20 protein-coding genes and 1 riboswitch are annotated in these 21,115 nt (G+C 40.9%); of the genes, 8 read left to right on the top strand and 12 right to left on the bottom strand.

What is annotated here, in order from left to right; all coding sequences use genetic code 11:
- Positions 1 to 76: 76 nt before the first annotated feature.
- Entirely contained in the window at positions 77 to 823 is a 747-nt protein-coding gene (gene fabG, locus ACXACJ_RS17090; RefSeq protein ID WP_475135626.1) for a 3-oxoacyl-[acyl-carrier-protein] reductase, read from the bottom strand.
- A 167-nt stretch (positions 824 to 990) separates the two neighbouring features.
- Here fabG and lpdA point away from each other — a divergent pair, with 167 nt between their 5' ends.
- The 5 genes from lpdA (at position 991) to ACXACJ_RS17065 (ending at position 4,765) form a co-directional block, all read left to right on the top strand.
- On the top strand, positions 991 to 2,385 hold the full coding sequence (gene lpdA, locus ACXACJ_RS17085; RefSeq protein ID WP_475135625.1) for a dihydrolipoyl dehydrogenase: 1,395 nt from the start codon (positions 991 to 993) through the stop codon (positions 2,383 to 2,385).
- A gap of 78 nt (positions 2,386 to 2,463) precedes the next feature.
- Entirely contained in the window at positions 2,464 to 3,015 is a 552-nt protein-coding gene (locus ACXACJ_RS17080; RefSeq protein ID WP_475136793.1) for an RNA polymerase sigma factor, read from the top strand.
- Between the two features lie 16 nt (positions 3,016 to 3,031).
- Positions 3,032 to 3,838, top strand: a complete 807-nt coding sequence (locus tag ACXACJ_RS17075; protein ID WP_475136792.1) for an anti-sigma factor — start codon at positions 3,032 to 3,034, stop codon at positions 3,836 to 3,838.
- Between the two features lie 169 nt (positions 3,839 to 4,007).
- Complete coding sequence (locus tag ACXACJ_RS17070; protein WP_475135624.1) at positions 4,008 to 4,220, top strand: hypothetical protein; 213 nt, start codon at positions 4,008 to 4,010, stop codon at positions 4,218 to 4,220.
- An 11-nt stretch (positions 4,221 to 4,231) separates the two neighbouring features.
- Complete coding sequence (locus ACXACJ_RS17065; protein WP_475135623.1) at positions 4,232 to 4,765, top strand: DUF4142 domain-containing protein; 534 nt, start codon at positions 4,232 to 4,234, stop codon at positions 4,763 to 4,765.
- Positions 4,766 to 4,832: 67 nt separating this feature from the next.
- Here the strand turns inward: ACXACJ_RS17065 and ACXACJ_RS17060 are convergent, their stop codons facing one another.
- The 11 genes from ACXACJ_RS17060 to ACXACJ_RS17010 form a co-directional block, all read right to left on the bottom strand.
- Positions 4,833 to 7,091 (bottom strand): TonB-dependent receptor, encoded by a 2,259-nt coding sequence (locus tag ACXACJ_RS17060; RefSeq protein WP_475135622.1) that lies wholly within the window; start codon positions 7,089 to 7,091, stop codon positions 4,833 to 4,835.
- 199 nt (positions 7,092 to 7,290) lie between these two features.
- On the bottom strand, positions 7,291 to 7,824 hold the full coding sequence (locus ACXACJ_RS17055; RefSeq protein WP_475135621.1) for a hypothetical protein: 534 nt from the start codon (positions 7,822 to 7,824) through the stop codon (positions 7,291 to 7,293).
- A gap of 9 nt (positions 7,825 to 7,833) precedes the next feature.
- Positions 7,834 to 9,123, bottom strand: coding sequence for a tetratricopeptide repeat protein (locus tag ACXACJ_RS17050; RefSeq protein WP_475135620.1), 1,290 nt, complete (start codon positions 9,121 to 9,123; stop codon positions 7,834 to 7,836).
- A gap of 72 nt (positions 9,124 to 9,195) precedes the next feature.
- Complete coding sequence (locus ACXACJ_RS17045) at positions 9,196 to 9,744, bottom strand: DUF4331 family protein (protein WP_475135619.1); 549 nt, start codon at positions 9,742 to 9,744, stop codon at positions 9,196 to 9,198.
- A 26-nt stretch (positions 9,745 to 9,770) separates the two neighbouring features.
- Positions 9,771 to 10,424, bottom strand: coding sequence for a DUF4331 family protein (locus ACXACJ_RS17040; RefSeq protein WP_475135618.1), 654 nt, complete (start codon positions 10,422 to 10,424; stop codon positions 9,771 to 9,773).
- A 444-nt stretch (positions 10,425 to 10,868) separates the two neighbouring features.
- The gene (locus tag ACXACJ_RS17035; RefSeq protein WP_475135617.1) at positions 10,869 to 11,588 is read right to left on the bottom strand and encodes a LytR/AlgR family response regulator transcription factor; all 720 of its coding nucleotides are present in this window, start codon (positions 11,586 to 11,588) and stop codon (positions 10,869 to 10,871) included.
- Positions 11,585 to 12,625, bottom strand: coding sequence for a sensor histidine kinase (locus ACXACJ_RS17030; RefSeq protein WP_475135616.1), 1,041 nt, complete (start codon positions 12,623 to 12,625; stop codon positions 11,585 to 11,587). Before ACXACJ_RS17030 ends, ACXACJ_RS17035 begins: the two co-directional genes overlap by 4 nt.
- A gap of 97 nt (positions 12,626 to 12,722) precedes the next feature.
- Positions 12,723 to 13,601: an alpha/beta fold hydrolase gene (locus tag ACXACJ_RS17025; RefSeq protein WP_475135615.1), complete on the bottom strand. Its 879-nt coding sequence runs from the start codon at positions 13,599 to 13,601 to the stop codon at positions 12,723 to 12,725.
- A gap of 162 nt (positions 13,602 to 13,763) precedes the next feature.
- Positions 13,764 to 15,236, bottom strand: coding sequence for an IMP dehydrogenase (gene guaB / locus ACXACJ_RS17020; protein ID WP_475135614.1), 1,473 nt, complete (start codon positions 15,234 to 15,236; stop codon positions 13,764 to 13,766).
- Positions 15,237 to 15,383: 147 nt separating this feature from the next.
- Complete coding sequence (locus ACXACJ_RS17015) at positions 15,384 to 16,532, bottom strand: aminotransferase class V-fold PLP-dependent enzyme (protein ID WP_475135613.1); 1,149 nt, start codon at positions 16,530 to 16,532, stop codon at positions 15,384 to 15,386.
- A gap of 85 nt (positions 16,533 to 16,617) precedes the next feature.
- Positions 16,618 to 17,121, bottom strand: coding sequence for a thioredoxin family protein (locus ACXACJ_RS17010; RefSeq protein WP_475135612.1), 504 nt, complete (start codon positions 17,119 to 17,121; stop codon positions 16,618 to 16,620).
- 75 nt (positions 17,122 to 17,196) lie between these two features.
- Here ACXACJ_RS17010 and pnuC point away from each other — a divergent pair, with 75 nt between their 5' ends.
- From pnuC to ACXACJ_RS16995, 3 genes are all read left to right on the top strand, one after another.
- Positions 17,197 to 17,844: a nicotinamide riboside transporter PnuC gene (gene pnuC / locus ACXACJ_RS17005; RefSeq protein ID WP_475135611.1), complete on the top strand. Its 648-nt coding sequence runs from the start codon at positions 17,197 to 17,199 to the stop codon at positions 17,842 to 17,844.
- The gene (locus ACXACJ_RS17000; RefSeq protein WP_475135610.1) at positions 17,841 to 18,350 is read left to right on the top strand and encodes an AAA family ATPase; all 510 of its coding nucleotides are present in this window, start codon (positions 17,841 to 17,843) and stop codon (positions 18,348 to 18,350) included. Before pnuC ends, ACXACJ_RS17000 begins: the two co-directional genes overlap by 4 nt.
- Positions 18,351 to 18,371: 21 nt before the next feature.
- Positions 18,372 to 18,470, top strand: a riboswitch (TPP riboswitch).
- A 52-nt stretch (positions 18,471 to 18,522) separates the two neighbouring features.
- Positions 18,523 to 20,979, top strand: coding sequence for a TonB-dependent receptor (locus tag ACXACJ_RS16995; RefSeq protein WP_475135609.1), 2,457 nt, complete (start codon positions 18,523 to 18,525; stop codon positions 20,977 to 20,979).
- The last annotated feature ends 136 nt before the right edge of the window (positions 20,980 to 21,115 follow it).

Raw genomic sequence — 21,115 nt, 5'->3', positions numbered from 1 at the left:
TTATTTCAACGCGAGAATAATGATGTAAAGTAATTCTCGAGGCAAAAAAATGAAAAGACGCTAACCAAAAAAATCATCAGGTTAGCATTCCGCCATCTACCTGTAGTGTTTGGCCAGTAACGTAAGCCGACATGTCGCTTCCTAAGAATACACAAACATTGGCAACATCTTCAGGGGCACCACCTCTTTTCAATGGAATTGCATCTCGCCAGCCTTGAACAGTTTTTTCGTCAAGAGCATCGGTCATTTCAGTTTCAATAAAGCCAGGAGCTACAGCGTTTGAGCGAATTCCTCTTGAGCCTAATTCTAGAGCAATGGATTTGGTGAATCCAATAATACCTGCCTTAGAAGCTGCATAGTTGGCTTGTCCGGCATTTCCTTTTACACCTACTACTGAAGTAATGTTGATGATAGAGCCAGAGCGCTGCTTCATTAAAGTACGGGTAGCGGCTTTAACGGTATTGAAACAAGATTTTAGGTTTACATTCATTACCTCGTCCCACATTTCCTCATTCATTCTCATAATAAGGTTGTCGCGGGTAATGCCGGCATTGTTTACCAATATATCAAGGCTGCCAAATTCGGCCACCACGTTGTTCACTAGTTCTTCGGCTGCCGCAAAGTCAGCTGCATTTGAACGGAAACCCTTGGCTTTAATACCAAATGCTGCCAATTCGCTTTCTAAAGCTTGTCCTTTTTCTACACTCGATAAGTAGGTAAAGGCCACATTAGCGCCTTCTTGAGCAAATCGGGTAGCAATGGCCTTGCCGATTCCTTTTGATGCACCGGTAACCAGTGCGGTTTTTCCATCTAATAAACCCATATTTCTTTTTAACAATTAAATCGGTACGATGTAAAGCTCAACGTACAGAGTAAATTTTCAATCTTGATTCAAAGAAAACGAAAAGGATTAATACCTCCAATTCAGCTATTTTTTTTGCCACTAATTGGCTTAACTTTGCCGCATTGAACAGAAAAACCTCATAAAATATGGCTACCAAATATGATTTAATAGTAGTAGGAAGTGGACCCGGTGGATATGTGGCGGCAATCAGAGCTTCTCAATTAGGACTTAGGGTTGGCGTTGTAGAGCGCTCAGAATTGGGAGGAATTTGCTTAAACTGGGGATGTATCCCAACCAAAGCCCTTCTTAAAAGTGCTCAGGTATATGAGTATGTTCAGCATGCGCAGGATTACGGAATTAAGATTGAAGGCGCTTCTGCCGATTTTGACGGAATGGTGAAAAGAAGCCGTGACGTTGCAAACGGAATGAGCAAAGGCATTCAATTCTTATTCAAGAAGAATAAAATCGATCATATTGCCGGTTTTGGTAAACTCAAAGCAGGTAAAAAAGTAGAAGTTACTGCTGAAGACGGTAAAAAAACTGACTACTCTGCCGATCATATTATTTTAGCTACAGGAGGCCGTTCAAGAGAATTGCCTAACCTACCAATTGACGGCAAAAAAATCATTGGTTACAGACAAGCTATGTCGCTTGAAAAACAACCTAAATCTATGGTGATTGTAGGTTCTGGAGCCATTGGAGTTGAGTTTGCTTACTTCTACAATTCAATTGGAACCGAAGTAACCATCGTGGAATACATGGACAGAATTGTTCCTGTAGAAGACGAAGAGGTTTCAAAACAACTTGAAAGATCTTACAAAAAAGCAGGCATGAAAATCATGACTAACGCTGAAGTAACTTCTGTTGATACAAAAGGAAAAACCTGTAAAGTAAACGTTAAAACTAAGAAGGGCGAAGAGCAACTAGATGCTGAAGTTGTGCTTTCAGCAGTAGGTGTTTCTACCAACTTAGAAGGCATCGGTTTGGAAGACCTTAAAGTGAAAACCGAGAAGGGCAAAGTGGTTGTAGACGATTTCTACAAAACTAATGTAGATGGTGTTTATGCCATTGGCGATATCGTTCACGGTCCTGCTTTGGCTCACGTAGCTTCTGCCGAGGGAATTATTTGTGTTGAGAAAATCACAGGCCACAATCCAGAGGCTTTAGATTATAACAACATTCCTGGCTGTACTTACTGCCAGCCAGAAATCGCTTCTGTAGGTTATACTGAAAAGGCTGCTAAAGAAGCTGGTTACGAAATTAAAGTAGGTAAATTCCCATTCTCTGCTTCAGGAAAAGCAAAAGCTGCTGGAGCTAGCGATGGCTTTATCAAAGTAATATTCGATGCCAAATATGGCGAATGGTTAGGCGCTCACATGATTGGAGCCAACGTAACTGAAATGATTGCAGAAGTAGTTGCTGCTAGAAAACTAGAAACTACTGGGCATGAAATCATTAAAACAGTTCACCCTCACCCAACCATGTCTGAGGCCGTCATGGAAGCGACAGCCGCAGCATACGATGAAGTAATTCACCTTTAAAAAATTAACGGGCTTCACTAGTGAAGCCCGTTTTTATTTATATTTTAGCATATAACTGTAGTTTAACCTAATTAACCAATAGCACCGGTACCACCACATATAAATGAAGAAGAGCTAATCCTTCGCTTAAGAAGCAAGGATAGAGATGCCCTTTCTTACTTATATGATAAGTATAGCGGTGCTTTATATGGGGCTGCACAGCGGATTGTTCAAGATGAAGACATTACCCGCGAAGTTATTCAAGATGTTTTTTTAAAAATCTGGAATAAGATTGAGATGTACAGTGCCCAAAAAGGGCGACTTTTTACCTGGATGCTCAACCTAACCCGCAATGCTTCGATCGATAAAATGAGGTCGAAAGAAATTAAGCGAAGTGCTAAAACCGATTCGATTGATGACTACGTATATAGCATCGACCGACAGAAAAACACTGAATCTAGCGTAGACGGAATTGGGGTCAAGGAATTGATGAACGACCTCGTTGAGGAGCAGCGGTTTATACTACTGAAAATTTATTTTGAAGGATTTACTCACTCTGAAATTGCAGAGGAGTATGATATACCCTTGGGTACTGTAAAGTCTCGACTACGGTCGGCTTTAAAGCACTTGAGGAATAAAGTGCAATTGTAAAATTGGATATTAGAGAATACATAGCGTCCGGAATACTCGAAGAATACATCTTCGGGACTTCTCTCCGCAAGAGATTGCAGAGGTTGAGGCGCTCGTGGCTAAACATCCTGAATTGCGTGAAGAACTTGACGCGATTGAGAGAAGCCTCGAGGGAATCGCTATGTCTACCAGTGTTCAACCTCCCACCGATTTGAAAGCTAGCATTATGGCCAGCATTGAGGTTGAAGACAGGCTTGAACCCATAGCAGCTAAGCCTGATCCTAAAGAAACTCCTGTGGTTCAAATGAAACCACGTAGTGAAGGCGTTTGGAAATTCTTAGTAGCAGCATCTGTTACAATTGCGCTTGTAGCTTCCTATTTAGCTTATGATTATCGTAGCAGATGGGTAGATTCTAGCCAAGCATTTGCTCAACTGCAGGCGCAAAATCAGCAGATGGCGCAACAGTATAATCAAGTGAATCAACGCTTAGATCAATTGACAGCAGATGTTGATGTGATTACCAACGCAGACTTTAAGCGCGTAAATATGGCGCCAGTTCAAGATGGTGACGATCAATCGGCCAGCGTTTATTGGAATGCCCAAACCCAAGAAGCTTATCTGAACATTCAAGATCTAAGATCGCTTAGTGAAGAGCAGCAATATCAATTGTGGGCCATTGTAGACGGAAAACCTGTGGATATGGGTGTGTTCGATGGCATAGAAGATGGCCTGCTGAAAATGAAAGATGTAGCCAATGCATCTATGTTTGCTGTAACCATTGAACCTCGTGGAGGTAGTGTTGATCCAACCTTGGATCAAATGCAGGTTGCAGGAGGAGTTTAAGCCTTATTTTAAGGAAGAAATTACAGGCCGCTTTAAGTGCCTTTTTTGATTTATAGCCCCAAGTGAGTAAAAATCTCCACACGATTATCGTCTTAAAACGCGGTTAAATGGCTTTTAAGTCCTTGGTTCATTAATTGTTCTTTTGCTTTTATCACAAAATTGGAAAGCAATGAAAATCTTAGGAACAATATTACTCGTAGTCGGAATTTTAATGACCATTTTCACAGGTATCAACTTGGTTACCAAAGAAGAAGTGGTTGATCTTGGCGTGGTAGAGGTGAACAAAAAGGAGAATAACCCTATTTATTGGTCGCCTATCACTGGTGGTGTTTTGGCAGTATTGGGAGCTGTGGTGCTTGTAGCTGGCAAAAAGAAATCCTAAATCCATGAGCCATGAAAAATTTCAAAACTAAATGGCTTGCACCGAGTTTGGCGGGTCTATTTACCCTTCTGCTGAGTTTTGTAGCGGTGTCTCAAAGCACTTCTACTTTGACGAATGATGAGGTTCGCTTTTTGAGAGAAGCAGCCGATGCAAGAATGATGGACATGGCCGAAGCTGTAACGGCTTTGGAGCGTTCCGAAAACGCTGAAGTTCGGGAGTATGCGGAGTTTATGGTAATGGATCAGAAGTTTCTTTTAGATGGACTTCAAGAATTGGCTTCGGCACATGATATTCAATTGCCAACAGCAATTTCAGAAGATAAACTTGACGCTCTTCAGAAACTAAAGGAAGAAAGTGTAGGGGAGTTCGATCAAAGATTTATCAAAATGATGATCATCGATCATAAGCGCGATGTGCGTGCATTTACCAAAGCAACTGAATTTTCGAATCCCGATTTAAAGGCTTATGCCCAAAGAAATTTAGCTATGGTGGAAAACCATTTAAGAAAAGCTGAAGAACTGAAAGACCAGATTACCGAAAACTAAGCGGATGATTATAGATAATGAAAGCCGTTTCAATGCCTAAATGAGCAATTGAAACGGCTTTTTAAAGTTAGAATTTAACGGCTACAGAAACTTTGGCTTGAAAAGGGGTACCTGGTGTGAAATGAATTTCACTTACAGGTTGGGCTTCGTTTTTCAATCGTGATTCAGTATCGAACTGAGCTTCTTTCCAATCGGTGTCCAGTACATTCTGCACAGAAATTCCGAAGTCGAAAGCACCAACTGCGTAGTTTACCAGCGCATCCATAATGAAATAACCTTCAGCTACAACGCTATTATCTTCATTTGCAGGTCTGTCGTCCAAATATCTGTATCGCAAACTACCTCTAAAGCCTTTGTTGTTATCGAAGCTTAAACCACCAACGCTTGTAAAAGTAGGGGCTAAAGGAATGTAATTTTGGCCTTCAGCTTCTTCGATTGAACGCGGATGCGTATAATTCAAATCAACATTGGCGTAGAGCCATGGAGTTAGTTGGTATCTCATGGTCAAGTCAACACCTTCGCGTTGCGTTTTGCCGCCAGCTTCTACGATACCTTCATCACCAACATAAACAAATTCCTGATCGAGATCGAGTCTCCAAAATGCTAGATTTACCAAGAATTGCTCAGTGGGTTTCCAAAGCGTTCCCAAATCTACGCCATAGGCTTTTGGCAAAATTTGTTTTCCATTTTGAGCCACAACAACGCGTGTGTCGTTCGAATGGTAACCAATTCCCGATTTCACATAAAAATTAAGGCGATTGGCTGCTTGGTAGCTCAGCTTAAACTTAGGTGTTAAAATCCCTTTGTTTTCAACTTTTCTATCGTATTGAGCAGAGAGCAGATTTTCGTAATCGAAGGTGAAATAATCGTAACGTAAACCTCCTGTGAGTGATATTTTCGAAGTGAAATTCACCTCTTCTTCACCATACACAAACATGTTGGTTTCTTGAATATTTCCTCTTGCCATGTCTGAAAGAACAGTTTCTCGCTGATAGGTTCTGGAAAGACGAATGTCGTCCACTTTATCGAATCGGAAACCAGCTCCAAATTCAGTGTTAGCATTTAAGCCGAACAAATTCCAGTTGTTCCAATAGCGGTTATTGGTTCCGTATATTTTACGGTTTTCTGATTGGGTAATCTGGTCACCGTTTACAGGGTCATTCAAGAAAAAGGTGAAATTTGAAATCAATTTGAAATCGTATTTCGAATAGTATACTTGATTCTGAACCACCCCGCCATCAGGCAAATCAGAAGTTAGGTTCATGTTTAAATTGCTTCTGCCGGTTTCGCCTCCTTCGGTATTGTCAATGGATCCAAATCTAGAAATTTGACCGCTTTCTACCGCTCTTTCAGGAATTTGCCCTGAAGCATTCCAGCTGCTGGTAAAGTTTGAAGCTGATATTTCCAGGGTTTGATCATCGGAAATGCGTTGATGAAATTTTAGCAAGGCATTGAATCGGTTAAAATGCTGAGGGCTGTCGAAAAAGCCTTCAGTTCTAAAATATTCTGTTGCTAAATAAAGGCTCGGGTCATTTACTTTTTCCGATTTCAGTAAGTTGAACATGCCTACGGTTCGCATGGTACCGAATTGCCCACCTTCTAACTTAAACATATTGCTTCCCAAGGTTTTTTTGGTTTGAAAATCAGCAAAGCCTGCCGTATTCAAATTGCCTTTTGAAGCGTAGTATGGGCCTTTATCGAAGGCTACTCGTTCAATCGTTTCAGGAATCACAAAGTGTAAATCGGAATAGCCCTGGCCGTGAGCATGCGAAACCATATTCACGGGCATTCCATCAACTGTGAGTGCGATGTCTGTTCCGTGGTCGATATCAAAACCACGTAAAAAGATTTGTTCTGCCTTTCCGCCTCCAGCATGTTGGGCAATAAATAAACCTGGTACAATTCTCAATACATCCTGAGAGGTTGTAATAGGTCGCAATTGTATGTCTAGTGCCGAAATGGTTGAGGCATTCTGAGCCAAACTTTGGGTAATTTCCACATCGCCCAGTGATAAAGCATCGGGAGCTAATTGAACATCGATACTCGTTTTTTCTCCAGCTTTTACTTCTACAATCTGGTTCAGCTTTTCAAAGCCTACGAAACTGATTTTGAGTTCGTATTTGCCTGCGGGTAAGTCTTTGATCGTGAACTTTCCGAAAGCATTCGCGGCTACCCCGTCACCTGTTTTTTCCACAAGAATGTTGGTTCCTGCCAAAGGTTGGCTGGTTTCCTTGTCAATCACAGTGCCGTATATTTCTCCTGTTTGCGCCAGCAACTTGCCATGAACCAAAAGGCATAGCAGTGCTGCCATAAAAGTATATTTCATTTTATAGGTTTAGTTTTTCGATTGGACATAGTTTACCTGTTCAGCAGATTTTAATGCTGTGAAGGCTTTATGCCCGAATAATACATAGAGGACTAAGGCCAATAATGATAAACAACATGGCGTCCTTTGATTTTTGGTCTTTTGAGTGAGGCAGATTGGGTGCTTAGTATACACTTTGTGCCTCTGTTTGAATGGGTAACTAAACCAATGGTGGGGGAGTGTGAGGAGGAAAGTTCTGACTTTGATATAGATCCTGATAAAAGGAATTATGCCTTTGAATAAAGGGCTCTATTAAAGCTTCTTGCTGCTGGGGAAAAGGCAAATAATAAACGAAAGTGAATAGAAATTGACTTTCTTCGGAACCGGATAAATCGTTTTGATTTTCTTTTAAATTACCTAAGGCAATGGAGTGGTCATCGATATCGTGAGAAAGTGATTTTCTAATAGAGTGTTCATGCTCATGCTCTTCTTCTTCGTGGTGAGTGCTTAAGTGTGCAGAGTGTTCTGACTGTTTGTAAATAAGGTCATCAAAATTGTGATGGTTCGATTCCTTCGTGTCGTAAGGGTGTTCGTGTTCATGAGAAGAATGTTCGTGCTCCTCAACAGTTTCTCCATGATGATGAAAAGGATTGTTCAGCGCATGGAGAATTCTGTGGCCCAAAAAAGCAAAACCATAGCCAAACAGAATTACCGAGTAGGTAATAAGAAGTGTTATGGCTATGGGCTTTTTCAAATTCTTAAATTAAAGTGATGCCTGAATTTTGGCAGTTGTTAAAGGACCCAATTCAAACGAGCTTTCAAGAGCTTCTTTTAGGTACTTATTTCCTTCCGCTTCAAAATTGTTCATTTTGTAAATCACACCCAAGTGATAAAGTACATCTGGTTCAGAAGTTTTATGGACAACGTGCTGTTCTGCTACTTCCAAAGCTTTTTTATGTTCTCCATTTTGTAAATAAGACCATGCTAAAAGATCATACATTTCTGGCGTTGGGCGCTTCTTTTGTTCCGCATCGGCATGGTTTACAGCCAAAGCAGCTTTTTCCAAATCTTCTGCTTCTAGTAAAATAATGTACTTGTTGTACATGCCTAAGTATTCTGGAGAAGAAACTTTGGCGTAATAAGCGTTCTTTAAGTCTTCTGCTTCAATCGTATTGTTTTCAAAATCAGCAATTTCTGCCAACATCAAGGTCGCTTGCGGATCGTTGTTTTGCTGTTGAATGTATTGAAGAATTCGCTTGGCTTCCGTAGTGTTATGATCATGTGCAAAGGCAATCCAAGCTATACCTTGAAGTGAATGATAATGCTCAGGGTTTTTGGCTAAAACATCCAAATAAGCATTATAACTGTCTTGAACTCTACCTGCATGACCGTACATATCAGCCAAATTTGACTCGCTCCAGGCCAAAAGCGTAGGGTTGGATTTCACCATTTCCTTGGCTTCTTCCATAAGAACAATGGCCTGATCCAAGTCTCCTTTTCTATCAGCCATTTTTGAGGCTCGGATTTTATAATCGAAGGCGTTTTTATGTTTTTGAATCTTAAGGATAGATTCTGCCCTATCGTATTCGCCCAATTCCATTAAAGCGTCAAAAAGCAAATAGTATGAAGCAGTTTTTTTATCGCCTTCTTTTAGAGCTAGTTCAGCGTAGTTTTTAGCGTCTGCAAATTCATGTTTGGTAATTAAATTGGCACTTAAAGCCTGATAAAGTCCCGCATTACTGAAAGGGTTAATTTCTGCGGCTGTTTGGAACAGGCTGTCGGAAGTATAAATGTGGTTTACATCGCTGTCTAGCCTGAATTTCTTGCTATATAAGCCTGCGAGCTTACTGATGTAGGTGAAATTTCTTGGGTTGCTGGTTAATTTTTTGGTCCAGAATTGAATGTCTTGATCAACGGTTTCAATAGATTTTTGGGTAGAACTGGACTGTAAATATTGATCGTAATCTATGGCCGTGGCAATGGCTGTCTTTTCCGATTGGTTTTGGCAAGAAGCCAAAATGCAGACTAGAAAACTTAGAAGTAAGTATTTCATGGCTTTGGGTTTTATGGTTCGAGGGAAGAATTTAGGTTCGGAGAATTTCCCCGAACCTGAGATTTATTTGACTTACCAAGGAGTGGCTAAGTATGGGAAAGTGCTCAAGAATGTTTTGTCATTAGCACTTACATTGTCGCTAGTTAAGCCCGGATTTGCCGTTGCGTCAGATCCGCCAAAGATCAAAATAAGCTCAACATCGATTACATCATCCGCCAAAGCTCTACCTGTAAGTACATTCGTTCCATCATAGAAAGTTGTTGTTCCATCAAGAGAAACCGAAAGTACATCTGTTGCTAAAACGCCAGTAAATGTTGCGGCATCTAAGCCCAATAGGTTGGTAGAATAATTTGGATTCAAGGCCATCAATTTAGTCTGGAATGACGATTGAAAACTGCTGCTTTGCATTGAAGGTGGCGTCACGTTGAATTGGTCTTTCATAGAAGCATCAACAAAAACCGTGTTAATGGCTGGTCGGCCCATTTGGTCCTCTTGGCTATACATTACAGGTTCGTCTGGTTCCATGTCTCCATCATCGTCATTGCTACAAGCAAAAGAGAAAATAGAAAGTGTGCATATGGCTGCAATAGCCCAGAATTTATTTAAATATGTCTTTTTCATCTTTTTCAATTTTAAGGTTTACGATCTTACTGCTTTCTATTGCTGGTTACCCAAGTGTTGATGGTTCCTGAACCTCCAATCATTGATTTTGGCACTTCAACTACCACCGACATTACATTAGTACCCGCAAAAGTATCTGAACCTGGATCGTTGAAGCTGGAAGCATTTCCACCAATGATTTCACCGTATTGGGCAAAATCCATGAAGAATGGATCGTCTCTTGGGCCAGCAAACAGTTTCATTCCGTTTTGAGAACCGATAGAGGCTGACGAACCATAGCTTGAAATATCAGCTGAAATCATGCTGGCAGAAGAAACCAAAGTACTCATCGCACCAGTTTGAGTAGGCGCCACAGGGCCGTAAGCCATAACTTTTCCGTCTTCGAAAACGCATTGAATTACCAAGTCTTCCACTGCATCGCCATTGGTGTCAATGTTGAATTCTACCATTACATCGCTATCGAAACTGGCAGAAGCGGTCGCATTTGGGGAAAGTAAACCTTGAAGGTTAGCCACAAAAACAATGTTAGAGCTGGTTTCAGGGCTTTGAAAAGCATAATAATCTGTAATATCCGAAGATGTACTCGCTACTCCGGGAGCATCGATATGGTCTGCAGCGAATAGATAGATTGATGCAATCAACGCTACACTACAGAGAGTAAATAGAATTTTCCGTTTCATAATGGTCTAATTTTTTTGACAATAAAGTTTAGGGTCAGCCTTGGGCCGACAGGTGTAATTGTGTTAAATCCAATAGTGCTAGAAAAGAATACTAATGGCCGTGTGTGGCTAGAACTCTTTTGGTCGACTTGGTATCAAGGGTTGATATGGAATTGAGCGCTCTCCTCTTTTTCTTGATTTCCCCCATACCTACGAAGGCATTCGGTAAAAGAGATTTAGCATGACCATCTTTTTCTTAAAAAAGAAAGAAATTTATAAGTAAAGAATGTATTACTTTTTGATTTTCAGTGACTTGCGTGGTTTATTTTTTAAAGCTTTTTTGAATAAAATCGCCTGTTTTTTTGATGATTTGGCTCAACTGAAAAGGTCGGTTTTTGTTTAAATAATAAGGTAAATAGGGAGATTTTCGTAATTGGGTATGATTGAAAAAGTCTTTTATTATCATCAAAAGCTCATCACTTCTCTAAATTTAATGCTCTGCCTTCTTGAGACTTCTATTTCGGAGCGGTCCTTTAAATAAACTTTTAAGGTTCCACTAAACCACGGTTCTATTCTTTCTACATATTTCAAGTTGATAATCTGTTGACGGTTTGCTCTGAAGAAAACTTCTGGATCTAGTCGGCTTTCCATATAATTGAGCGACCGTGGAATCATGGGCTGTTGATCTTTGAAATAGATTCGTGTGTAACTCCCCATAATTTCCAGCAAACGGATGTCGGACAAGCTCACGAACCAACATGCTTCTCCATCTTTAACAAAAACTTGATGATTGAGCCCGAGTATGTTTTTGTCCTTTTCTTGAAGATTTCTTTTCCTGATTTTCTCAGCCGCTTTTTCTAAAGCCAAAGCCAAACGATCTTCTTTTATCGGTTTTTGCAGGTAATCAAGCGCATTATGATCAAAGGCTTTCATGGCGTAATGATCGTAAGCCGTTGTGAAAATCACTTCTGGAGCATCTTCTAATTCTTGAAGCAACTCAAAACCATCTTTCCCCGGCATCTGAATGTCAAGAAAAAGCAGGTCGGGCTTTAAGTCCAACACTTTTTCTATGGCGATATCGGCATTGTGTGCTTCACCAATCACCTGCACATCATCGCGGTTTTTCAATAAATGCTTTAGCTCTTGTCGGGCTAAATCTGAATCATCAATAATAAGGGCTTTCATGCTCTAGGAATTTTAAGTGAAGCGGTAACTGTATTTTCAGAACTGTTCTCAATCATAAGCTCGGCAAATTGACCAAACAAAATTTTCATTCTATCTACCAAGTTTTTAAGGCCAATCCCCGATTGTTTCGCGCTTGCTTTCAATTGTCCATCGTTGCAAACTTCAACCAAAATGTGGTTTGTTTCTGCTTTTGAAGAAATCTCAATTTTACCACCTTGACTTAAATGTGCAATCCCATGTTTGATTGCATTTTCCACTAGCAATTGAATAGCCATAGGTGGAATTTGTACCGCCAAACTTTTCGGGTCGATATGGAAACTGTAGCGTAAACGCTCGTTAAACTGAATGGATTCTAGCTGTAAATAGTCTTTTACAATTTCCAACTCTTCCTTTAAAGTCACTTTTTCAGAAGCATTGAAGCTGATGGAATAGCGCAATAAGTCCGAAATATGCGTCACCATATTTCTTGCTTTGTCGGGGTCTGAAAGTATCAGCGAACGGATATTGTTTAGTGTATTGAACAAAAAATGAGGGTTCACTTGGTTTTTCAGAATTGAAAGTTCTGCTTCCTGCAAAGCTGCTTTGAGTTCCAGTTTTTCAATCTCAGACCTTCTGTTTTTCTGAACAAAGTGATAAGAGAAATAGACGGCAGACCAGACAACAAAAGCGATGGAAATATTGGCCGTGTAACCTAAAAATGCACTCCAGCTAAACGGATTGAGGCCTTTTAAAGGAAGCACCCAATAAATTAAAATGTGAATAACAGCTTGAGAAAGAAAGGAGAGGACGATAATGCCAATCAAAACCTTGGGCAGAAGTTCCTTTAGTGATAGAGCATTCCATTGCTTTCTTTTAATGTACCAGCGGAACACATGAGAGAAAACGCCCATGGTAATACCAATGGTGAATTGAAGAATGATAAGTCCAAGGGTAATGGATGTGTTGCCACTGAAAATGTAGAGCATGGCAAAACTAAAAAGAATGTAGAGCATCCAGCCTCCAATTTGGCAAATCCAGTAAATCACCGACTTCTTCATAAAACAGTAGCATTGGAGGGAATTGAAGAGACTAAATGCCGCTCAATTCCCTGTTAAGTTTTGTGTCTTTTATTTCCTGTTGCTTCTCAGCCCAATATTATAAGAACTTTTTAAGCCATGCTTGAAAAAAGTCAGGATCATCCCACATGATAAAATGTTGCCCTTTGTCCGTAAGGTCTACAATCGCACCTTTAAGGTTTGCATACTGATCGGAGTACGCTTTCAAAACGCTTTCGCGGGTAGAGCCATAAGGTTTGTAAGCAACATAAGCGCCTAAAACCAGAACTGGGATTTTTATTTGATTGAGTTCTGAACGAATGTCGAGCGTAAACAATTCATACATGGCCTGACCGACCGTTTCCTGATCGCTGTCAATGCTCCATTGGGTGGCGATTTCAATTTGTGCAGAATCAAGGATCAAGCTTTTCAAATTCATTCTTTGAAAGGCCTTTCTGTTTTCAATAGGTTGGCTTTCCGCGGCTATCATTTGCTGCTTAATATTGCTGGCCATGCCTTCAATAGCTTCGGCCGACATACCAAGCATTTGAACACCAGCCATAAACGGGAGTGCATCTACAATAACCAATTTAGAAGCCAAATCAGGTTCTTTAATGGCAATGTTCAACGCTAAAAACCCTCCCAAACTGTGGCCAATAATTACTGGTTTTTTCAGCTTTTTCGCTTTGATGTAATCAATTACTTCATCGCCCATTTTTTCGAGAAACTTACCTTCATGATTGGCAATTGGAGCATTGCCGGCAAAACCAGGAAGCGTTATGATATGATACTCATATCCTTTTTCCATTGCTGAAATAGAAGAATCCCATACTTCGCCCGAACAAGTAAGGCCAGGAATTAATACAATGGGTTGGCCTTTGCCTTCAACGCGAACCGCTAAGCCTGGCTTTTGCGCTTGAAGTTGAAAGGTGGTTATGCTCATGACCAAGAGCAAGAGTGTTGTTTTGAATTTTTTCATTTCCTTTTCTTTTAACTGAATCAAAATTACGAGGCTGAAGTGGCCAAAAGGAAAGGTTTTAAGGGAGCGGAAGAAATCCCTCGGCAGTGGAAGCTTGGTTTTAGGGTAATAAAAAAACCACCCAAAGAGGTGGTTTTCTTAATACTGATATGTTTTCTGAAATTATCTTCTGCTATAGTTAGGGGCTTCACGGGTAATGAAGATATCGTGAGGGTGGCTTTCGCTTACTCCGGCTCCCGTGATTTTAACAAACTGAGCTTGTTTTAAATCTTCGATGGTAGCCGCTCCGCAATAACCCATTCCAGCTTTAAGCCCACCAGTAATCTGGTAAAGCACTTCTTGCACCAAACCTTTGTAAGGCACTCGGCCTACAATACCTTCTGGAACAAGCTTTTTGATGTCGTCTTCAGCATCTTGGAAGTAACGATCTTTAGAACCGTCTTCCATAGCTTCTACAGAACCCATGCCTCGGTAAGACTTGAATTTTCTTCCTTCGTAAAGAATCACTTCGCCCGGAGCTTCTTCTGTTCCTGCCAAAAGAGAACCAATCATAATGGTGTTTGCACCCGCTGCAATAGCCTTCACAACATCACCAGAATAACGAATTCCGCCATCGGCAATTACTGGAACGCCTGATCCTTGAATGGCTTTTGCCGATTCGTAAACCGCTGAAAGCTGAGGCATTCCTACACCAGCGATGATTCTGGTGGTACAAATAGAACCTGGGCCTACTCCAACTTTTATGGCGTCTGCTCCTGCATCAACCAAAGCTTTGGCAGCAGCACCAGTAGCCACATTTCCTACGATTAGGTCCAATTCAGGATAAGCCGCTTTTACTTTTCTGGCCATATCGATAACCCCTTTTGAGTGACCATGGGCAGTATCGATGCTGATTACATCGACCCCAGCATTTTTCAAAAGCTCAATTCTATCAAGAATATCTGGTGTAACACCCACAGCTGCCCCAACTCTTAGTCTTCCGTAAGAATCTTTACATGCATTAGGTCTGTCTCTGTTTTTTAGAATATCCTTATAAGTGATTAGCCCGCTCAGTTTTCCGTTTTCGTCAACAATAGGGAGTTTTTCGATTTTGTGTTCTTGAAGAATGTCTTCAGCTTCATCAAGCCCAATCCCCATTTTCGCAGTAACCAAGTTTTCTTTGGTCATGATTTCGCGAACAGGTTTGCTCATGTTTTTGATAAAGCGCATGTCGCGGTTGGTAACGATACCCACAAAATTTTGGTCGTTATCCACTACAGGGATACCGCCAATTTTGTTTTCGCGCATGATTTTCTCAGCGTCTCTTGCTGTGCTTTCAACGTTCAAAGTAATCGGATCGAGGATCATTCCGCTTTGCGAACGCTTTACTTTACGCACTTGCTGGGCTTGGTCTTCGGCCTTCATGTTTTTATGAATAAAGCCAAGGCCACCTTCAAGCGCCATTGCAATTGCTAAATCAGCTTCTGTTACGGTATCCATAGCCGCAGAAACCAAAGGAATATTTAAGGTGATGTTTCGCGTTAACTGCGTTTTTGTGCTGGTATCGCGAGGTAAAACATCTGAATAGGCAGGAAGCAACAGAACGTCATCGTAGGTTAGTGCTTCAAAAAGGAATTTGTCTGTATCGAGGGGCATAGCAAATAAATACTGGTTTTATTTGCCGGACAAAATTACGGATATCGTAGCATTCAAAAAAGCTTGAATTGAATATTATTTTCTTTTGAACAGAAAACCGAGTTTTTGAAGCTCCTAATCCATTTTGTTGAAGAAAACTGTGGGTGCTTATAAACCCACAGCTTCTAAAAATCGATTTAAATCTTCGGTAGTGTTGTATAAATGAGGTGCCACGCGAATCGAATTACCGCGAATGGAAACATAAATTCTTCTTTCAGCAAATCGCTTTTTAACTTCTTCCATGTCCATTTGTTCTGGAAGTCTAACGCCAAAAAGATGCTCACCTCTGTATTCGCTGTCTTCAATGCTGAAGCCCGCATTCACTAAAGTTCGCTGAGCATCAGCCGAAATAGATTTGCAGTAGGCTTGAATATTCTCAGGCTTCCATTCATTCACTTGGGCAATGGCTTGCGTCAACATTGGGGTCAATACAAAGTTTGCACTTTCACCCATTTCAAAGCGAATAGCGCCAGGCTGGTATTCATCTTGATAATTGATAAGGTTGGTAAAATCTTCGCTGTTCAGGCGGTTCATCCAATTGTTTTCGATGGGGCTGCCTTGTTGAAAATATTCTCCAAAATAGGCCATACCTAAAGCATAAGGCCCCATAAGCCATTTGTAGCCAGAAACCACAACGGCATCTGGCTGATACTCTTGAACATCGAAAGGGAGCGCTCCAATGGATTGTGTGCCATCGATTACCAATATTGCACCCACTTCGCGGGTTCTTTTTCGTATCCTAGCCAAATCGAATTTGGTGCCGTCAGCCCAGTGAACATGGCCAATCGCTACCATTTTGGTTTGGTTATCGATGGTTTCTAATAAGCGTTCATTCCAGGTTTTTCCTCGGTTTACTTTTACTTGAGGGGCCGCAACCAACTTCAGTTCAATGCCTTTTTCTTTCTGAAGTTCGCGCCAAGCATACATGTTACTGGGAAATTGTTCATCGGCTAGTACGATGTTGTCGCCTTTGCCGGCTTTTAGGTTTTTAGCTACGGTTGCCATTCCGTAAGAAACCGAAGGAACAATTACGCAGTGGTTTTCTTGCTTGATGTTCAGCAGTTTGGCGAATTCTTCTCTTAGCTTTTTTGTGCTATCAAAAAAATCGGTTGGCTTAATTACGGTTGGGTCTTCTTTACCGTAAATGGCTCTCACGCCTACTTCGGCTACAGTTTTCAGCATAGGCGACATGTAGCTACAGTTTAAGTAGGTAATGTCGTTGGGTAGGTTGAAGAGGTGGCTTTGGTTTTTTAGCATATAGAATTCACATAGAATAGGTCAAAGTCAGGCTGTCAGTTTGAAGCTTGGCCAATGGTAACTGTAAAAGAAAAGAAAGCAGACTTTAGTGTAAGATTTTCGCTAATTCTTCTTCGAACGAACCTTCTGGCTCTTCAAGAATACGAGCCACTTCTTCACCATTCAAATAGAAAATGATCGTAGGCGTTTTTTGTATGTCGTAGGGCTTTTCTTTTCCATTGATGCTGGTTTTGTCAACGTCAACAGCGTAAAGCTCCAACTGTGTCCCGGCATCAAGTTCGTCCATAACTCGCATTAGTCTTGGTATTTCGCGGTTGCTATCGTGACACCAAGTGCCCATAAAGGCCAAAACTTTTAGGTCTTTGAGTTTTCTTCGCTTAATGTCTTTAAGTGTTTCGAAGTCAATTCTATAGGTTTTGTAATTGGTGTTGTACCAGAGTTTGTAAGGCATTTTCTTAAGGCCTTCTTTGTTGATTGGGCCATTCAGAATTTTTTCTACATAAGGCGAAACACTCTCCGTTTCTTTATTGAATTCGTTCTCCTGACCTTTTAAAGCCAGAGGAAAAACCACTAAAACTACGAGTAACATGAGTATTGCTTTCAACATTTCCATTCGCCTAAATTGAATCAACGAAATATACCACAAAATTATATCTTTGGAGTCATGCACCTCAACGACATCTGGCAGGACATTGTTTCTACTGTTCAGCAATTCGACCTTTTAGGGCTTTTAGCGCTGATTTTTGGAATTCTTTCCGTTGCTTTTTTGATAAAGGAGAACATCTGGACCTGGCCGTTTGGGATTGCCTATGTAATAGTGTCGTTTGTGGTTTTTTGGGAAGCTCGACTATACGGAGATTTCCTTTTGCACATTTTTTACTTCGTGCTCAATGTTTACGGTTGGTATTACTGGGTTAAAGGGAAGGACACCGAGGAAGAGGCTGTGCCCGTTACGGAGCTTTCACTAAAAAGTAATCTGATCGTATTTCTGCTTACAGCAGCAGGCGTGTTTGTTTTTGCCCGCTTTTTAATTCAATTGCCCAGTTGGTTTCCAGGAGTAGAACCTGCTTCACTGCCTTATTGGGACAGCACTACTTCAATTTTGAGTGTTACCGGCATGTGGCTCACAGCCAGAAAGCAAATCGATAACTGGTACTATTGGTTTGCCGTAGACGTGCTTGCCGCTGGAATTTACTTTTATAAGGAGTTATACTTTTACTCATTTTTATATTTCATCTATATCGGAATGGCCATTGCCGGATATTTGGCCTGGAGAAAAACCATGTTGAAGCAAAAGGAGGTATCGCTATGATTAAAATAGCGGTTATTGGCCCTGAAAGCTCAGGGAAAACTACACTCACTAAGTCATTAGCAGCATATTATAATACCGTTTGGGCCGAAGAATACGCCCGCGAGTATCTTTCAAAATTAGACAGGCCTTATAATCAGGCCGACCTCCTTCAAATCGCCAAAGGGCAAATTGCCTTAAAAAACGAAAGGAAGGCGCAGGCGAAAAACATCTTCTTCTGCGATACGGACATGTACGTAATGAAGGTGTGGAGCGAACACAAATACGGAGAATGTGATCCTTGGATTCTCAGCAGGCTAGCTACCCAATACTTCGATTTATTTATTCTTACCGACTATGATATTCCTTATGAGGAAGATCCTTTAAGGGAAAATCCAGACGATAGAGCTTATTTTTTCAATATCTATAAAGAGTTGTTAATCAGGGATAACCAGCCATTTTTAATAGTGAAAGGAGCAGAGGAAGAGCGGCTGAACCAAGCCAAGAAAGTTATAGGAACTTTGCTATAACTGATTTCTCTTCTACCTTTGCCGAAAATAAAGGGGTGCCTTATAATAACGGGCTGAGATTATACCCATTGAACCTGATACAGATAATGCTGGCGCAGGGAAGGTATGGTAAACATGGAAAAGGGAAACTGCCCCTTGGTTTCCCATTTGTGAACCATTTTAATTATTAAAAATGCAAAGAGTAGTTTTGATGTTGGCTATGTGGCTAACAGCAACTGGTGTGTTCGCGCAATACACCATCAATGGTAAAGTAGTGGATAACGCCAACGGAGCGGCCATTTACGGAGCCAATGTTATGATTGGTTCATCGGGAAAAGGAACATCAACCGATGAACAAGGAAATTTCGTTTTGCGAAATGTGACTTCAGGAAGTTATACTTTGAATGTAACCATGGTGGGTTACAAAACGCTATCTCAATCCGTAAGCGTAAATCGCGATACCGAAGTGATTTTAAAGCTGAAAAGCGATTTAGTGAGCTTGGAAGAAGTTGTAGTAACTGGAACTCGAGCCGATGAAAAAACACCGACCACCTACAATGAGGTTTCGAAAGAAGACATCGAAAAGCAGAATCTAGGTCAGGATTTGCCTTTTCTTTTGAACTGGACACCTTCTGTTGTGGTAACTTCCGATGCTGGAGCAGGCGTAGGTTACACCGGAATCAGAATCAGAGGCAGTGATCCTGCCCGAATCAACGTAACCATCAACGGTGTGCCCATTAACGATTCCGAATCACAAGGTACTTTTTGGGTGAATATGCCCGATATTTCAACCAGCACAGACAACATTCAGATTCAGCGTGGTGTAGGAACTTCAACCAATGGTGCAGGAGCTTTTGGTGGTTCAATCAATATTTTAACCAATAGCTTGAATCAAGAAGCAGGCGCTAGAGTAAACACTTCTTATGGTTCTTTCAACACCCAAAAGTATAACGCGGTTTATACCACGGGACTTTTAGATAGCAATTTTGCTTTTGAAGGAAGACTCTCAAAAATCACCTCAGATGGCTATATCGATAGAGCCTCTTCAGACTTGCAATCTTACTATTTATCAGGTGGTTACTATGGTAAGAAAACCATTTTGAAACTGATCACTTTTGCGGGTCATGAAAAAACCTACCAAAGCTGGTGGGGAACGCCAGAAGCAAGATTGAATAATGATGTGGATGGCATGAATGAGGTAATCGCCAATAATGGTTATACCGCAGAACAGGCCGCCAACCTGCTGAATTCTGGTAGAACTTTCAATTACTATCAGCACGACAATCAAGTGGATAATTATGGTCAAGATCACTATCAAGCGCATCTTTCACACCAAATTGATGAGGCTTGGAGTTTCAATACTTCTTTGCACTACACCAAAGGAGCTGGCTATTATGAAGAATATAAAGAAGGTGAAGATTTAGCCGATTATGGTTTGAACGATGTTCAGATTGGAAGCGAAACCATTTCTTCCACGGATTTGATCCGCAGAAGGTGGTTGGATAATGATTTCTACGGAATTACCTATGGTTTAAACTACGAAGCGGCAAAAGTGCAAGCCAATTTGGGAGGTGCTTACAATGAATACAAAGGTGAGCATTATGGCGAAATCATTTGGGCACAATATGCCAGCAACAGCGACATCCGCTACAGATGGTATGAAAGCCATTCTCAAAAAAATGATTTCAATGTATATGGAAAGGTTAATTACCAAGTGGCCGATAACATCAATCTTTTCGGGGACTTGCAGTATAGAACTGTAGACTACGCAGGCCTTGGAACCGATAACGATTTAAGAGCAATCGACTTTAGCCAAACTTACAATTTCTTCAACCCGAAATTTGGAGCGACTTTAACTTTAAACCCAAATGCGAATGTTTATGCTTCGTTTGCAAGAGGAAACAAAGAGCCAAACCGTGCCGATATTGTGGACGCCATTGATGGAGTTGAGCCAAAGTCAGAAAGAATGGATGATTTTGAAGTCGGTTATAGAATGGCTTCTTCCGATTTTGCTTTTGAAGTGAACGGATATTTCATGAACTACAAAAACCAATTGGTACTTACTGGTGAAGTGAATGATGTAGGTTCGAACATCAGAACCAATGCTGATAAGAGTTACAGAGCAGGTATCGAAATTCAGGCAGGAATGCCCTTGGCAAAGGGATTGGACTTGAGCGCCAACCTAACGGTGAGCAAAAATAAAATCAAAAACTTCGAAGAAGTTCTGTACGACTATGGAACCAATTTTGACGAATACAACGAAGTAAGAAATGATTTTTCAGATACCGATATTTCATTCTCACCGAATGTAGTTGCCGGTGGTCAGTTGAGTTACTCGCCAATTCAATCACTTTCGTTTACATGGCTTTCGAAATACGTGGGCGATCAGTTTTTGGACAACACGTCTAACGAGAATAGAAAAATCGATGCCTTCTTTGTGAACGACTTCAGAATTAATTACATTCTCAAACCCAAATTCATAAAAGAGCTCAACATCAACCTTTTGGTGAACAATGTATTCAATACAATGTACGAGTTGAACGGATATACTTTTGGTTATTTTGGTGGCCAAGATTACGAGGTAAGGGAGAATTATCTATACCCACAGGCCGGTACTAATTTCTTGCTCTCATTGGGCTTGAAATTCTAGAGAAAACCATTTATCAAGTTTTTGAAAATCACCTGTGTAAGCGGGTGATTTTTTTGTTGTTTTACCCTTCGTCAGCCGCAAGCTAAGCTCCTCTGAAATATGTCAGTGGCCGAAAAACAATGTGAATGGATTGGAT

The organism is Roseivirga sp. AWQ4_251, from assembly GCF_056158225.1.
The sequence above is the reverse complement of the archived record's forward strand: the minus strand, read 5'-3'. Positions and strand labels throughout refer to the sequence as shown.